General features: G+C 50.1%; 11 protein-coding genes and 3 pseudogenes. 2 read left to right on the top strand and 12 right to left on the bottom strand.

The annotated features are described in order from the left end of the window. The 7 genes and pseudogenes from Q0231_RS02975 to Q0231_RS03005 form a co-directional block, all read right to left on the bottom strand. Positions 1–192 (bottom strand): annotated as a pseudogene (locus Q0231_RS02975) (phosphate transport system regulatory protein PhoU); the annotation flags it as partial. Between the two features lie 23 nt (positions 193–215). After that, entirely contained in the window at positions 216–1022 is an 807-nt protein-coding gene (pstB, locus tag Q0231_RS02980) for a phosphate ABC transporter ATP-binding protein PstB (protein WP_269392758.1), read from the bottom strand. Positions 1023–1058: 36 nt separating this feature from the next. Beyond that, a pseudogene (gene pstA, locus Q0231_RS02985) lies at positions 1059–1868 on the bottom strand (phosphate ABC transporter permease PstA); the annotation flags it as partial. Between the two features lie 540 nt (positions 1869–2408). Beyond that, a pseudogene (locus tag Q0231_RS02990) lies at positions 2409–2897 on the bottom strand (DUF3333 domain-containing protein); the annotation flags it as partial. Next, positions 2890–4281, bottom strand: coding sequence for a phosphate ABC transporter permease subunit PstC (pstC, locus tag Q0231_RS02995; protein ID WP_299344895.1), 1392 nt, complete (start codon positions 4279–4281; stop codon positions 2890–2892). The pseudogene Q0231_RS02990 and the gene pstC, both read right to left, overlap by 8 nt. 83 nt (positions 4282–4364) lie before the next feature. Further along, complete coding sequence (locus Q0231_RS03000) at positions 4365–5366, bottom strand: PstS family phosphate ABC transporter substrate-binding protein (RefSeq protein WP_269392760.1); 1002 nt, start codon at positions 5364–5366, stop codon at positions 4365–4367. A 231-nt stretch (positions 5367–5597) separates the two neighbouring features. Beyond that, entirely contained in the window at positions 5598–6884 is a 1287-nt protein-coding gene (locus Q0231_RS03005; protein ID WP_299344899.1) for an ATP-binding protein, read from the bottom strand. Between the two features lie 174 nt (positions 6885–7058). Between Q0231_RS03005 and ppk2 the strand changes: the two genes are divergently transcribed. Further along, the gene (ppk2, locus tag Q0231_RS03010; protein ID WP_299344902.1) at positions 7059–7919 is read left to right on the top strand and encodes a polyphosphate kinase 2; all 861 of its coding nucleotides are present in this window, start codon (positions 7059–7061) and stop codon (positions 7917–7919) included. 8 nt (positions 7920–7927) lie between these two features. Here the strand turns inward: ppk2 and Q0231_RS03015 are convergent, their stop codons facing one another. The 4 genes from Q0231_RS03015 to Q0231_RS03030 all read right to left on the bottom strand — a co-directional run bounded on the left by Q0231_RS03015 (position 7928) and on the right by Q0231_RS03030 (position 12220). Beyond that, positions 7928–8629, bottom strand: coding sequence for a L,D-transpeptidase (locus Q0231_RS03015; protein ID WP_367274461.1), 702 nt, complete (start codon positions 8627–8629; stop codon positions 7928–7930). A 167-nt stretch (positions 8630–8796) separates the two neighbouring features. Further along, on the bottom strand, positions 8797–9594 hold the full coding sequence (locus Q0231_RS03020; RefSeq protein WP_299344905.1) for an IclR family transcriptional regulator: 798 nt from the start codon (positions 9592–9594) through the stop codon (positions 8797–8799). 3 nt (positions 9595–9597) lie between these two features. After that, a complete protein-coding gene (locus tag Q0231_RS03025; protein ID WP_299344908.1) occupies positions 9598–11769 on the bottom strand; it encodes a malate synthase G in 2172 nt (723 codons plus the stop codon). Between the two features lie 85 nt (positions 11770–11854). Further along, positions 11855–12220 (bottom strand): YbaN family protein, encoded by a 366-nt coding sequence (locus Q0231_RS03030; protein WP_299344911.1) that lies wholly within the window; start codon positions 12218–12220, stop codon positions 11855–11857. Between the two features lie 271 nt (positions 12221–12491). On the opposite strand from Q0231_RS03030, the gene Q0231_RS03035 reads away from it, so the two are divergent. Next, positions 12492–13481 (top strand): DUF4424 family protein, encoded by a 990-nt coding sequence (locus tag Q0231_RS03035; RefSeq protein ID WP_269392767.1) that lies wholly within the window; start codon positions 12492–12494, stop codon positions 13479–13481. Positions 13482–13551: 70 nt separating this feature from the next. Here Q0231_RS03035 and Q0231_RS03040 read toward each other — a convergent pair. Further along, positions 13552–14867 (bottom strand): methyl-accepting chemotaxis protein (locus tag Q0231_RS03040; RefSeq protein ID WP_299344916.1); only part of this gene is annotated, 1316 nt, incomplete at its 5' end.

Raw genomic sequence — 14867 nt, forward strand, 5'->3', positions numbered from 1 at the left:
CTGCATATCATCAGCCGCTTTATCGGGTTTTGCGGTTTGCTTGGCCAAGTCCTGATCGACCCGGATTAGCGCCTGTGTGGCATTGGTAATTGCTACTTCCACCATACCACCCATTTCAGAAATGGCGCGGGTAAGTGCTGTTAGTTCGTCCTCATATGAGGATACAATATGTTCGTTCGATGCGTTGGCCATGAAATCGCCCTTTCGCCGCTAAATTACCCGATCCGACCGGTAATATAATCTTGAGTTTTCTTGTGATGCGGATTTGTAAAAATCTGCTCTGTCGGACCTTCCTCGATCAATTTACCGAGGTGGAAAAATGCTGTTTTTTGACTGACGCGCGCTGCTTGCTGCATGGAGTGCGTCACAATAACGATTGTGAAGTTTTCGCGCAGTTCGTCAATCAATTCTTCAATGATCGCCGTCGCGATCGGATCAAGCGCTGAACAAGGCTCGTCCATCAACAAAACTTCGGGCTTAGTCGCAATGGCGCGCGCAATGCACAATCGCTGTTGCTGACCACCTGAAAGGCTGGTGCCGGGTTGATCAAGTCGGTCTTTAACTTCTTGCCACAAACCCGCACGACGCAATGAAGAGGTAACCAGCTCATCCAACTCGTCTTTTGACCGGGTCATGCCGTGAATGCGTGGGCCGTAAGCCACGTTTTCATAAATCGACTTGGGGAAAGGGTTTGGCTTTTGAAACACCATCCCAACACGGGCACGCAGTTCAACCACGTCGATCGCTTTGTCGTAAATGTCTTGGCCATCAAGCGTGATCTCGCCGGACACATTACAAATATCGATGGTGTCATTCATCCGATTTAGGCAGCGCAAAAATGTGGATTTGCCGCAGCCCGAAGGGCCGATTAGCGAAATCACTTGGTTGGCCACAATGTCCAAATCAACATCGAACAAAGCCTGTTTTTCACCATAATGCACACAGACCTTTTGGCCGGACATTTTGATGGTTTCTTTGCCAGTTTGCACGTTGGTGTGCAGAATATCAGTCGCTACACTCATTTGAGGTCCTATCAGAATTTGGTGGCACAGCTGGGACTACCAGCGGCGCTCAAATCGTTTACGCAGCACAACTGCAATGGCATTCATCGCAATCAAGAACGCAAGCAGCACAATAATAGCGGCTGATGTGCGTTGCTGAAAAGCGGGTTCAGGGAAATCGGCCCACATGAAAATTTGAACGGGCAACACGGTTGATGGGTCGCTAAAGCCACCGGGCACATCAACCACAAAGGCCACCATGCCGATCATCAAGAGCGGCGCTGTTTCGCCCAAAGCTTGCGCCATTCCAATGATCGTGCCAGTCAGAATGCCCGGCATGGCCAAGGGCAATACGTGGTGCGTTACCGTTTGTAAGCGCGATGCGCCAATTCCAAGCGCAGCTTCGCGAATGGATGGGGGCACCGCCCGCAAGGCTGCACGTGAGGCGATGATGATTGTTGGCAAGGTCATCAACGCCAACACCATACCACCAACATAGGGCGCTGATCGGTCGAGTTGGAAGAAATTGAGGAACACAGCCAAACCCAGCAAACCAAACACAATCGAAGGTACGGCGGCAAGGTTATTGATGTTCACTTCAATAATGGTTGTCCAACGGTTTCTTGGAGCGAATTCTTCCAAATAGATTGCGGCGGCCACGCCCAATGGAAACGAAAGGGCCAAAGTAACAATCAGCGTCAGTGCCGACCCAACAGCAGCCCCCAATACACCCGCCATCTCAGGCTCGCGGCTGGCACCGCGGGTAAAGAAGATCGTGTTAAGGCCCGAGCGCACATAGCCGCGTTCTACAAGCTTGTCGGTCCAAACGATCTCTTGGTCAGAAAACTTGCGGTTGGCTTCTACCACCTGCAATGTGCGCAATTTCCAAGTACCTGTTGGCGCTTCCGAAATCTCTTCTTGCAACGCAAAGTATGGTGTTGCCATGGCCGTCTTTGGCGTGATTGAGGTGAGTTTTAAAACCCCGCCTGCAACATACAAAAGGCTTGATGGCATTTCGCCGGTTAGGGTTTCGCCAAGACCTTTGTTGGCAACCCGCTCTTCTAGCTCAGTGGCGTCTTCTTCCAAAGTAGTAAGACGCTTAAGCAGCAATGCGAGGTCGTTTTGGGTTTTCGCCAAAGTGGCTTCCAGCCGCTCTTTGACAACCGTGTCGGTTTCACTTGGAATACGTTCTTCCAAAACAGTTATTTCGCCTTCGAGCTTCGCTTTCGAGCGCAAAACACCTGCCTGCTCATTGCGCATTGCTGCTACTCGAACGGCTAAACGGTCTTTTGCTTTGGCCAAGGCTTTCGCAAAAACCGGTTCATCAGCGATCAAACGATATTCATCATCCAGCAGCTCAATCTTTAGGTTTGCGGCACCATCCACAATTGCTCCAGATGTGATCTGGCCCTTAAGATAAAGGTCTGCAAAATCCGAGATCGGCACCTCAAGCGCTTTGCCCGAGGTTATAACAGATGGATCATCCAAAATTTGCTGGCGCAGATAGACAGGCGCCCCTGAAGACAAAATGCTGCCAAGCGCGCGTTTGCCGCCGCGCGAGGTTACATCGGGGAACTGCGCGCGAATGGCATCGCGGATAATGCCATCGTAATTGGCTTTCTTCAGCCCATCTTCGTCGCTGCCGTCAGTGCCCAATTTTGCCGCCGTGACCTCAAAAGGCAAGCTGACAAAATTGAATGTAAACGCTGGTAGCCCTTGGCTAACCACCGATGAAAGCAGCAAGACCAAAAAAGCAACCGATACACCAATCGCCGCGCGACCAATCCATTTGAAGTTGCCCTCTGCGCGATAGCGTTTTGCTAGCCGCTCGCGGGCTTCATCGGATGTGTGAACAGATGAAATTTGCTGCAAATCGCCGCCTGTCAAATCAGTCATATTGCTCTCGATATTTCTGGATGACGCGCAAGGCGACAATATTTAGCATCAATGTTACGCAGAACAACACCAACCCCAATGCAAATGCCGCCAGCGTTTTTGCGCTGTCAAATTCTTGGTCACCGACCAAAAGCGTTACAATTTGCACGGTTACTGTGGTCACAGCTTCCAATGGATTTGCAGTAAGATTGGCTGAAAGGCCTGCCGCCATAACCACAATCATGGTTTCGCCAATAGCGCGCGAAATGGCCAACATCAGCGCAGACACAATACCGGGCAACGCAGCGGGCAAAATCACCCGACGGATGGTTTCAGATTTTGTGGCGCCAAGACCTGCAGAGCCATCACGCAAGCTTTGAGGCACAGAATTAATCACGTCGTCGGACAAGGAAGAAACGAACGGAATAATCATGATCCCCATGACCAAACCGGCGGCCAAAGCGCTTTCTGAAGAAACTGACAACCCAATAGACTCGCCTGAGTTGCGCAGGAATGGAGCGACGGTAAGGGCGGCAAAAAACCCGTAAACAACGGTTGGAATACCCGCCAAAATTTCAAGCATTGGCTTTGCAATGGCGCGCACGTTTGGCGTGGCATAGTCCGACAAATAAATTGCAGACATCAGCCCAACTGGTGCCGCGACCAAAATTGCAATTGTGGTGATGAGCAAGGTACCGGCAAAAATTGGGATGGCACCAAAAACCTCTGAATTACGGTGTGCGGTGTCCGAACCAACACCTTCGAAGGCGCTTTGCGGGCTCCAATGGGTGCCGAACAAAAACTCAAAGAACGGCACTTTCTGGAAAAAATTGATACTTTCGAAAATCAGCGAAAGCACAATGCCTAGGGTCGTAAGGATAGCGACGCCTGAGGCAGCGATCAAAGCAAATGAGACCGCTCTTTCGACGAATTGGCGTGCACGCAAGTCGGTGCGAATTTGACGCCAAGCCAAATAGCCGCCGCCAAAAATCAAAGCCGCCAAGACAAGCTGCAGGATCAACGTGGTCGACGCAAAAAAGGCGCTGTAGCCTTCAATTGCTTTGTTTTGCAGTGATGAGACATCGCCGATTTGCTGGCTTTGCGAAAGACCAAATGCCGAGCGCAAAAACGCTCCTTGTTCCAATTCGCTCAAAGCATTGAATTCTTCACCGAGCAGCGCTGAAACCGAAGCGTCAGCAAAATACCGCGAAAAGATTGTCCAACCAAGTAAAACGAAAACCGCTGGCAACATGCCGCTGATGACAACCATGCCGCCATGGAAGGCGGGGTTGGAGTGCAAAATTGTTGCATCCCCATTTGTTACAGCAAATGCGCGGCTGCGACCTGCGTAGTACAATCCGCCAACGGCGACAATTACGGCCAATAAGGTGAGCCAAATTTGCACAGCGTGCCCCCAAAATTCTTGCTCGGTTAGAGCTTAAAACACCGCCCCGCGCGAAGGTGGGGCGGTGTCAATTTCAAAGATATTTACATCTTTTGTGCAGCGACGAGACCTTCGACATCTGCTTTGAATTTAGCGCGATCAGCTTCTGGAAGCGGGATCAAGCCTTTTTCTGTCAGGTAACCTTCGTCACCCCATGTGTTTTCATTTGTGAATTCTGCAGCATATTCCATGATGCCTGGAACAACACCAACGTGCTCCTTTTTGATGTAGAAGTACAAAGAGCGTGACACTGGGTAGTCGCCATCTGCAATTGCGTCAAATGTCGGCTCAACGCCATCAACATTTGCGCCTTTGATTTTGTCGGCGTTCTGATCAAGGAATGAGAAACCAAAGATGCCAAATGCAGCTGGGTTTGCTTCAAGCTTTTGCACGATCAGATTGTCGTTTTCGCCCGCATCGATGAATGCACCGTCTTCGCGAATTTCAGAACAAGCGTCTTCTTCGATGCCTTCTTGACAAGCTTCTTCCATCACCAGCTCAACAAACGCGTCGCGTGTGCCTGATGTTGGTGGTGGGCCAAGCACTTCGATCGGCTCAGCTGGTAGAGAAGGATCAATTTCTGACCATGACGTGTAAGGATTGGCAACAACTGCACCATCAACCACAACATTTTTGGCCAAAGCCATGAAGATCTGTTCACGGGAAATGGTCATTGAAGGACCAGATTTTGCATTTGAAAGCACGATACCATCAAAACCAACCTTAACTTCAACCGGCGTTACGCCATTGTCGTTACATTTGTCGATTTCTTTGTTTTTGATGCGACGTGATGCGTTTGTTATATCTGGAGTGCCTTCACCAACACCTTCACAGAATAGTTTCAAGCCGCCGCCTGAACCGGTTGATTCAACAACTGGTGTCGGGAAGTCTGTTGTTTGACCAAAACGCTCAGCAACCGCTGTTGCGAATGGGAATACGGTTGAAGAACCAACGATTGAGATTTGGTCGCGCGCTTGTGCGCCGGTAGCTGCCAATGAGCTAGCAACAAGGATTGCTGCTGCGCTTGCAAAATGGGCGAATTTCATGATGTCTGCCTTTCAAAGCTCACATTCGAAACGTCAATTGTTAGCCGGTACTTTGTTGCTCATCAGGCTTCGTGTTTGCCTAACTAGCTGTCCGGACTGGGCGCACAATATGGCTGCGACCCAATTGTTTTATGTCACTTAAATGACAATTAGATGACAGTTCAACGTGTTGATTTAAAAGGTAAATTTTAGATAATTGTCAGATCAGATGCACAATATATCTCGATTGTGTCACGAAAGATGCAGACTCACCTTGGTGCCCTTGCCAACTTCTGAGAAGATATGCAGGTCTCCACGATGGCGGGTGATGATGTGTTTGACGATCGCCAAACCAAGGCCTGTGCCTTTTTTACGACGGGAAGATTCTGCGTCCACGCGATAAAAGCGCTCTGTTAAACGGGGCACGTGTTCGGCGGGTATGCCTTGCCCATAATCTATAACCTCGACAACAACTTTGTGGTTTGCGTGCTGCGAACAGCTACGCAGCTGAACATCAACTTTTTTGCCTGCCGCACCATATTTGATCGCATTCTCGATCAGATTGGTCATGACCTGCATTAACTCGTTGCGGTCACCCGTAATTGTTGCGTCATCAAGTTCATTGATGAAGTTGATCTCCACATTTTCTTCACCGGCCTGCGGCTGCAAATGTTCAATCGCTTCTTTTGCGATCGCGCCCATATCGGCCTTAGTTGTTGGCCGCATATGTTGGCGCAGCTCAATGCGCGAGAGCGACAATAAGTCATCGATCAATCGTGACATGCGCTCGGCCTGAGCATGCATAATGGCCATGAACTTTTCGCGCGCTGCGGCATCATTGGCTGCTGGGCCGCGCAAAGTGTCCAAAAAACCAATCAATGAGGTCAACGGGGTACGCAATTCATGACTGGCGTTGGCGACAAAATCTGCGCGCATTTGATCATGCTTACGTTGAGCGGTTTGGCTGACAATGGTTACAACCAACAATTCGGAACGCTTGGTGGGGCCAACCTTTGCATTTTTCGGCTCCAACGGCGTCACCGACACTTGATACCAGTTTGCGGAAGGCACTGTTTCGTGGAACTCCCCCGTGACCCGACTATCGGTCTTTATTGCCTGATCAATTGTATTGAGCAAAATCGGGTTGCGCAGAGAAAAGGCCAGCGGATCCCCCACCGATGAGGCAGGAAACTCACTTGCGGCAGCGCTATTTCGATAACGAAGGATCGCCCGACGATCCACAATCAAGCATGGATCTGGCAAAGCTTGGGCAAAACGCTTTAAGGAGGTGTCAGGCCACACAGTTGATTTGTCTTTGCTTGGCAAATCTGCGCGCATAAGGCGTGCACGGCGGGGCACTACAATCGCTGCGAGAAAAATCAAGAGAAAAGCCAGCAATGCATCGGCAAATGCAAGCTTGCCGGTTAAATAGAGGCTTCCAAATACCAATACGCAGGTGATCAGCACCCAGCGCGCAGCATAAAACCGATCTCGCCACCGCTGAATTTCGCTAGGGTTTTCGATAGTCGTTGACCTCATGACCTTTAAATCCGCAATCCATAACATTGTGAATGAACAGATATATTGCACCTGAAACAACAATCGATAACGGAACTGTATGAAATTGATGCGACAGGTGTTTGACTTTGTTTTCAAAGCTATAGCACTATTCACTTTCTTGATCTAGCAATCCGAAATGAAAGCGCTAAATTTATGGCCGACAGTTCTATCCCATTTGATCTGGATAATCCCCAACTTTCAGCAGAAATTGAAGCTGGCGCGTTTGAAAGCGGCAATTATCCTTACAAGAAAAAGCTCAAGACCAAAGAATATGAAGAAACGCTCTTGGCGTTGCAGATCGAGCTGGTGAAGCTTCAAAGCCATTTGAGCGCGCATGGTGGTCGTGTGGCGGCACTGTTTGAAGGGCGCGATGCGGCCGGAAAAGGCGGCTCAATCCGTCGATATTTGAACTATCTCAACCCGCGCCAAAACCGCACCATCGCCTTGTCTAAGCCCACCGAAAGAGAACAGGGTCAGTGGTATTTTCAAAGATACGCCAAACATTTACCCACCAGCGGCGAACAAGTCCTATTTGATAGATCATGGTACAATCGCGCTGTTGTTGAGCCGGTTATGGGCTTTTGCACGCCAGAACAAACCGAAAAGTTTCTAACCGAAACACCGCAGTTTGAGCGCATGATTGTTGATGAGGGCATTTATTTCTTCAAGTTTTGGCTGAACATTGGCCAAAAAATGCAGTGGAAACGTTTCCACGCGCGGCGGCATGACCCGCTTAAGCAATGGAAACTAAGCCCAATTGATCGCAAAGCTTTGGGAATGTGGGGGGAATATAGCGAAGCGCGGGACCGTATGCTTGATCGAACCGACAGCAATCACGCCCCATGGACAATCATACGCGCAAATGACAAACGGCGCGCGCGCATTGCGATTATCCAAAAGGTGCTCTCAACAATCGAGTATAAGGGCCGCCACGACAAGCTGGTGTGCGATATCGACCCTGATATCGTGCAAAGTGCGGCAACATTTTTAAAACATCACCGCACCGACGAATAGGCGCTCGCCTAGGCGAGCGTATCTAGTGAAAAGCGGTTATCTGGAATGACCAAGATCGGCGAGCCATTTGGCACCCGTTCAAACAAGTCAACGATATCGTGGTTGGTCAAACGGATACAGCCTGAAGAGGCAGCGGTGCCAATTGACCACCACTCGGGTGAGCCGTGGACACGGTAAAGTGTGTCGCGACCACCTTGGTAGATATATAACGCACGTGCGCCAAGCGGATTGTCCAGCCCCGGTGGTTGACCCTTTGCCCATTTTTCAAGCTCTGGCACACGCTCGATCATCTCGCGTGGCGGTGTCCAGGTTGGCCAACGACGCTTCATCTGAATGGTGGCACGGCCTGACCATGTAAACCCTTGCTTTCCCACACCAATGCCAACACGCAATGCCTGCTTGTCCTGCAATGTGAGGTACAAAAATCGATTTGGTGTATCCACCACCAATGTGCCGGGCAGCTCGCCAAATGGGTCGTCTACAACCTGACGCCAAAACTGACGGTCAATGCGGTTTCCCGGAATTGCGGGGATTGTAAACTCTCCGTCTTCGATGGCGGCATAGCGCATCAAATCGGCTCTCGCCTGTTCACGGAAACTGGCCGCGCGCAGTTGCGCGGTACCAGCTGCGCCACATGCGGCAAGCAATGGGGCAGCGGCAGCGCTGGCACCCAGCATTAGGAATTGTCGGCGATTGAATGGTTTAATCATAGCACACAAAATCTATTGGACCGGAAACAGGTGCTCCCAAGTCGATTAATCAAGTTGTTCATCCCATAACTCAAAATCGGCGCATTTCATACAGCGTTTTGGCAACAGTGCTCATTTTTAAGCGTGCAGTTCAACAATTTTTCGTGAAACCTATTTGGCACTCCCCGTCAGCTTTTGGGTTGAATACCGCCGATCTGATCCGTTATCACACTAGCCGCTTGAACAACAAAGGCTGCCAGTTCTTCAACCCTAGCACCAGTGACGCGCACTGCTGGGCCAGAAATCGATACCGCAAAAATGGGTTCCCCAAATTCATCGAGTATGGGCGCGCCGATGCAGCGTAAGCCCACGGATTGCTCTTCATCATCAATGGCATAACCTCGGGAGCGAACCATTTCTAAATCGGCGACCAGCGCTGCTTTGGTGGTATGGGTTTTCTGCGTGAGGGGTTCAAACGACAATGCCTTAAGGGCGATGTCGCGTTCTTGGGTGTTGGAATAGGCGAGAATGGCTTTGCCGACTGCGCTGGCGTGCAATGGCCCACGCGCGCCCAACGGCACCGCCATACGCATGGCTTCATTGCATTCAATTTGTGCCACAAACGTCAGCGTGCTGTTTTTTAGGACAGCAAGGTTTGACGTTTCACCGGTTTGTTCAACCAACTGGCGCATGATTTGGCGGGCAGTCGCAATGTGGTCGCGGCGGCGCAAATAGCCAGCTCCTGCCCGGAAGGCCGCCAATCCCACAAACCAGCGGCTATTATCTTGTTCAAAATTGACGAAATCAAGCGCTTGGAGGCTCGATAGCAAACGGTGCGCGGTTGAAGGCGCAAGCTGCGCCAGCGGTGCAATCTCCGCCAGCGACAGGCCATCTGGATGTTCAGCCAAAATCTGCAACAAGCCCAGCGCGCGGTTTAGAGACTGCACACTGCCTTTGGCTTGGTCGGTTTTTGCGGGCTCAGCCATTGTTTAGGCGGCGGCTTTTGCTTGTTTACGACGCTGATGCAAAATCGGCTCTGTATAACCGCTGGGCTGATTAACACCTTCAAACACCAAATCACAAGCGGCAGCAAAGGCAATCGAGCCGTCAAAGTCATCTGCCATGGGTCGATAGCCTGGATCGCCCGCGTTTTGCTGGTCGACAATGGCGGCCATCTTTTTCATCGCAGCCATTACTTGGTCTTTAGAAACCAAGCCATGTTCAAGCCAATTGGCAATATGTTGAGAAGATATCCGCAAGGTGGCGCGATCTTCCATAAGACCAACATCATGGATATCGGGCACTTTTGAACAACCCACTCCGCTATCGATCCAGCGCACCACGTAGCCAAGAATGCCCTGGGCATTGTTTTCGACTTCTGCGGTTACCTCGTCGGTTGACAGGTTTTTGCCGGCCAAGAGCGGCGGCGACAAAATGTCGGTCAAATCCGCCTTTGGACGTGCCGATAGTTCCGTTTGGCGATCAAAGACATTGAACTGATGATAATGCATGGCGTGCAAGGTCGCCGCCGTAGGTGAAGGCACCCATGCGCAATTTGCTCCGGCCTCAAGGTGTTCGATCTTGGTCTCAATCATTTTTGCCATTTCATCTGGCATGGCCCACATGCCTTTACCGATTTGGGCTTTGCCGGAAAAACCAGTTTCTAGACCATTATCCACGTTCCAATTTTCATAGGCGCTTAGCCATGGCTGCGCTTTGATGGTTGCTTTTGGCAAAACGGGTCCGGCTTGCATGGAGGTATGAATTTCATCGCCTGTGCGGTCTAAGAAACCCGTGTTGATGAAAACGATCCGGTCTTTGACGGCACGAATACATTCTTTCAGATTGACCGTTGTGCGACGTTCTTCATCCATCACGCCAATTTTGACTGTGTTGCGGGCCAGTCCCAATTCATCTTCGACCATATTGAATAGGTCATTGGCCAATTTTACCTCTTCAGGACCGTGCATTTTCGGCTTTACGATATATATCGATCCGCTGCGTGAATTGCGCTGACCCTGTGTCTTTTTCAAGTCGTGCATGGCACACAAAACCGTCATCAAAGCGTCGAGCATACCTTCAGGCACTTCATTGCCATCTTTGTCCAAAACCGCATCAATTGTCATCAGATGACCAACATTACGCACCAACAAAAGGCTGCGACCGGGCAAAGTGATATTGTCGCCAGCGGTGGCGGTAAACATAAGGTCGGGGTTTAGCGCCCGGGTCATGGTTTTGCCGCCCTTGCTGAATTTGGCGGTAAGATCGCCTTTCATCAGCCCAAGCCAGTTTGCATAAACCTCGGCTTTATCTTCTGCATCCACAGCAGCGACTGAATCTTCGCAATCTTGAATAGCGGTCAGCGCGGATTCAACGTTCACATCTTTTACACCAGCGCGGCTTTGGCTACCGATTGGATCAGCGGGATCAATGATGATTTCAAGGTGAAGGCCGTTGTTTTTCAGCAAAATGCCCAGTGCATTTTTGTTGGTACGTGTACCGATGAATTGGTGCGGATCTTTTAGACCAACCGTTTGGCCGGATGTTGTTTTGGCGGCGAGTTGATTGTCTACAACTTCATACTTCACGACGTCGGCATGGTTTGCCCCAGCAAGCGGTGCGGCTTGGTCCAAAAAGGCAGCGGCTGCGGCAATTACCGCATCGCCGCGTTTGGCATTGTAAGATTTTCCCGGCGCGAGGTCGCCTTCTTGAGCGATCGCATTTGTGCCATAATAGGCGTCGTAAAGGCTGCCCCAGCGTGCGTTGGCCGCGTTCAGCGCAAATCGCGCGTTCATAACCGGCACCACCAATTGGGGGCCAGCCACCGTGGCGATTTCTGGATCAACATTTTGGGTGTTGATTTTGAAGTCATCCCCTTCTGGCACCAGATAGCCAATATCTTTCAGAAAAGCCTGATATTCGTTCTGGTCGATGGGTTTGCCCGCACGCTCTTTGTGCCACGCATCTATTTTTTTCTGCAGTTCCTCGCGGAATGCCAATAGCGCTTTGTTGCGCGGAGCTAGGGTGTTTAAGATTTTTGAGAATGAGGCCCAAACTTGTTCTGACTTAAGTGGCAAACCATCTAGCATTTGGTTTTCGACCAAATCCACAAGGGGCTTTGCAACTCTTATGTCTGAGAACGGGGTGTAGGTTTCGGCCATCGGTATTCTCCTATTTGCTTGGTCAGAAGAATAGCGAAAAATCTTGCCCTGTCAAGAAAATGGAATGTCATTCCATAATATGGAATTAGTGCGATGGTCTGGTCAAAAGGAATGTCGCCACCGCGCCAAGGGTTACCACCTGGATGATGATGACGTGTGTTGGTACAACAAATGCAAAGCTAACGCCCAATACGGCCAACATTGACCCAACGGCGATCCATTTCACCCGGGGCGCAATGACGCCGCGTTGGTTCCAATCTCGAATGGGGCCACCAAAATGGGGGTGATTGACCAACCAATCATGCAGGCGCTCAGAACTGCGCGCAAAGCAAAATACAGCCAGCAGCATAAATGGAGTTGTGGGCAAAAGGGGCAAGAAGGCGCCGATAAAACCCAGAACCATACTAAGCAATCCAACAGCTAGCCAAAGGGTTCTTTTCAAAGATTTCATCGCACCAACTTTCAGTTTGGGGAGCACAAATGGGGCATTTGCACACAAATTTCAATTACCTCTTGCAAATCAATTTTAATATGACTATAAAAATCATGTTAATAGCACGATGTCACCTGCCTTAATGACATCTGAGATCGGGCCCACTCCCCCTTTCCTTTCGTGGGCTTGAGAATGCGTCCGGCCAATAGGCCGGACGCCCCTCTTTTTGACCTCCATCATTCCGCGCCTCCCCTTTTTCTGACACGGTACGGCAACAATGGAGGAAGCAATGAGACGATATTTCGCATTTTGGGCTGCTCTATTCTGCGTCACGGCAGCGCCTGTTGCAGTTGCAAACGATAGCTCTGCCAAGATTTCCGCTGGCGGCATTGTGTTGGAAAAGACTGACAGTGTGCGCATGAACAGTGAAGACCTTTACATAAGCAAGGACTTGGTGAAGGTGCACTATGTCTATGAGAACATTACAAACGACACGCAAGACCTAACGGTTGCCTTCCCCTTGCCGCCAATAAGGGCCGAGGACGTTTATGACACCTATCCCGAGTTTTCCGACCGAACAAAATTCATCGACTTTGAGACAAAGGTAGATGGCAAACTGATAGAACCGCGCGAAATCGTTGTGATCAAATCAAACGATGGCCGCAACGTAACGGATTTCTTCCGCACAAAAGGCTTGCCGCTTGCCCCGTTTGACGATTTTTGGAGTTTTGAATTTGACAATAATTTCGACGACGTAAAAATCATCACTCTGACTGAGGATATGCGCGCCGAAGGCTTATTGATCAAAGATGAAAAGGGATATGATCGGCGCGCGTGGACGACACAAATCTATTATGTTTGGCAGCATCAGTTTGAACCGGGCAAACAGGTCTTGGTGGATCACAAATATACGCCCATCGCTGGTGGCCAGTTCTTTTTGGGTGACGTGACCTATGACGGTTGGAGTTTTAAAGAAAGCTTTCAGAAGGAATATTGCGCAAGCGAAGGCGAATGGGGAGCTCTTGAGAGAATTGCCGCGCAAACTCAAACGCCGCTGATTAGTGAAGTGGGCTACATTTTAAAAACCGGAAACAATTGGGCTGGACCTATCGCACATTTTCGGCTGACCATCGACAAGTCTGATCCACGCAACATCGTCACCTTATGTTGGGACGGCGATCTGAAAAAGATTGCGCCGACCCTTTTTCAATTTGAAGCAAAAGATTTTGTGCCGAACCAAGACATCTCAATGGCTGTTACACAGGGATGGATGGAATAGCATTTGGCTATAAACAAAAAAGGCGGCTTAAAGGCCGCCTTTTTTACTAAACAGGTTACAGATTGCGAGCCTAGAATTCTTTCCACTCTGCATCAGTATCCACAGCGGCATTGCCATTTGAAATATAAGACCTTGCCACAGATGCCACTTTGTCTTGCAATGCTTTGATACCGCGCGCGGGCTGCTCCACCGGCGCGCTTTGCGCTGGCGGTGCAGAACGTCTCACTGCATTGTCAGTGACAAACACATCAACTATGCGATCGAGTTCGTTGGCTTGAAGTTCAGTCTGTTCAATGGCGGCATTTGTTTCTTCCACCAGAGCCGCGTTGCGTTGTGTCATCTCGTCCATTTCGGCAATCGACATGGAAATGTCATTGATTGAACTCGATTGTTCTTTGCTCTCACGCGCGATCTCATCCATCAATGCGGTAACGCCGCGAACCGAATCCACAATGCCATCAAGGTTTTGCGAAGCTTGGGCAACCAATTTTGTGCCACTATCAACTTCTGATCCTGATTGCTCGATCAACACTTTAACTTCAGAAGATGCTTCTGCAGCAGATTGTGCCAACCGTCGCACTTCAACCGCCACAACCGCAAAGCCTTTACCCGCTTCGCCGGCACGGGCCGCTTCAACAGAAGCGTTAAGTGCCAACAAATTGGTTTGGAATGCGATGTCGTCGATCATACCAATGATGTCTGAAATCTTAGCCGAAGAGGCTGTGATACGTTGCATGGCTTCGTTTGCTTCGCTCATCACTTGGCCACCACGCTCGGCTACCGTGCGCGCTTCATTGGCTGAAACCTGCGCTTTTTGCGCCCGTTCTGTATTATCGCGAACTGTTTCTGCAAGCTGTTCGGTCGAGGCTGAAGTCTCTTCAATCGACGCGGCCTGACGCGTTGTGCGCTCAGACAAATCGTTTGCGCCTGAGAGGATTTCTCCTGTTGCCGTTTTTAGGCCACGCGATGTTGTGCGCAACTTGCCAACCACATCCGTAAGCTGCTCACCAACACGGTTTGTATCGTCTTGTAGCTTTTTGAAGGCACCTTTGTAATTGCCTTCCATCCGCTTTGTCAGATCCGTGTTTGCAAGAGCTGCCAAAACTTGACCAGTTTCACTTACACCACGATCAACAGTTTCAACCAAGTTGTTGACGCCGCTTGCTAGGCGATTAAGTTCTTCATCCGGAAATTCTGCTTGCACACGTTGAGAGAAGTCGCCGTCCACTGCTGCATCGACAACTGCGCCAAAGGCATTTTGCAGCTCTTCCATCATATTGCGGCGCTCGACACCCCGACGTTGTGTGGCTTCTTTTTCTTCTTCGGTCATTTGAAGAACTTTGATGCCATTTTCACGGAAAATTTCTACCGCACGTGCCATTTCAC

Source organism: uncultured Maritalea sp. (assembly GCF_937139385.1).
In the GTDB taxonomy this organism is placed as follows: Bacteria; Pseudomonadota; Alphaproteobacteria; order Rhizobiales; family Devosiaceae; genus Maritalea; species Maritalea porphyrae_A.

Bases quoted from the DNA above. Each gene is read 5' to 3' on its own strand.
- pstB (WP_269392758.1), bottom strand. From the start codon at position 1,022: ATGAGTGTAGCGACTGATATTCTGCACACCAACGTGCAAACTGGCAAA.
- Q0231_RS03000 (WP_269392760.1), bottom strand. From the start codon at position 5,366: ATGAAATTCGCCCATTTTGCAAGCGCAGCAGCAATCCTTGTTGCTAGC.
- Q0231_RS03030 (WP_299344911.1), bottom strand. From the start codon at position 12,220: ATGAAATCTTTGAAAAGAACCCTTTGGCTAGCTGTTGGATTGCTTAGT.
- Q0231_RS03020 (WP_299344905.1), bottom strand. From the start codon at position 9,594: ATGGCTGAGCCCGCAAAAACCGACCAAGCCAAAGGCAGTGTGCAGTCT.
- Q0231_RS03025 (WP_299344908.1), bottom strand. From the start codon at position 11,769: ATGGCCGAAACCTACACCCCGTTCTCAGACATAAGAGTTGCAAAGCCC.
- Q0231_RS03035 (WP_269392767.1), top strand. From the start codon at position 12,492: ATGAGACGATATTTCGCATTTTGGGCTGCTCTATTCTGCGTCACGGCA.
- Q0231_RS03015 (WP_367274461.1), bottom strand. From the start codon at position 8,629: ATGATTAAACCATTCAATCGCCGACAATTCCTAATGCTGGGTGCCAGC.
- ppk2 (WP_299344902.1), top strand. From the start codon at position 7,059: ATGGCCGACAGTTCTATCCCATTTGATCTGGATAATCCCCAACTTTCA.
- Q0231_RS03005 (WP_299344899.1), bottom strand. From the start codon at position 6,884: ATGAGGTCAACGACTATCGAAAACCCTAGCGAAATTCAGCGGTGGCGA.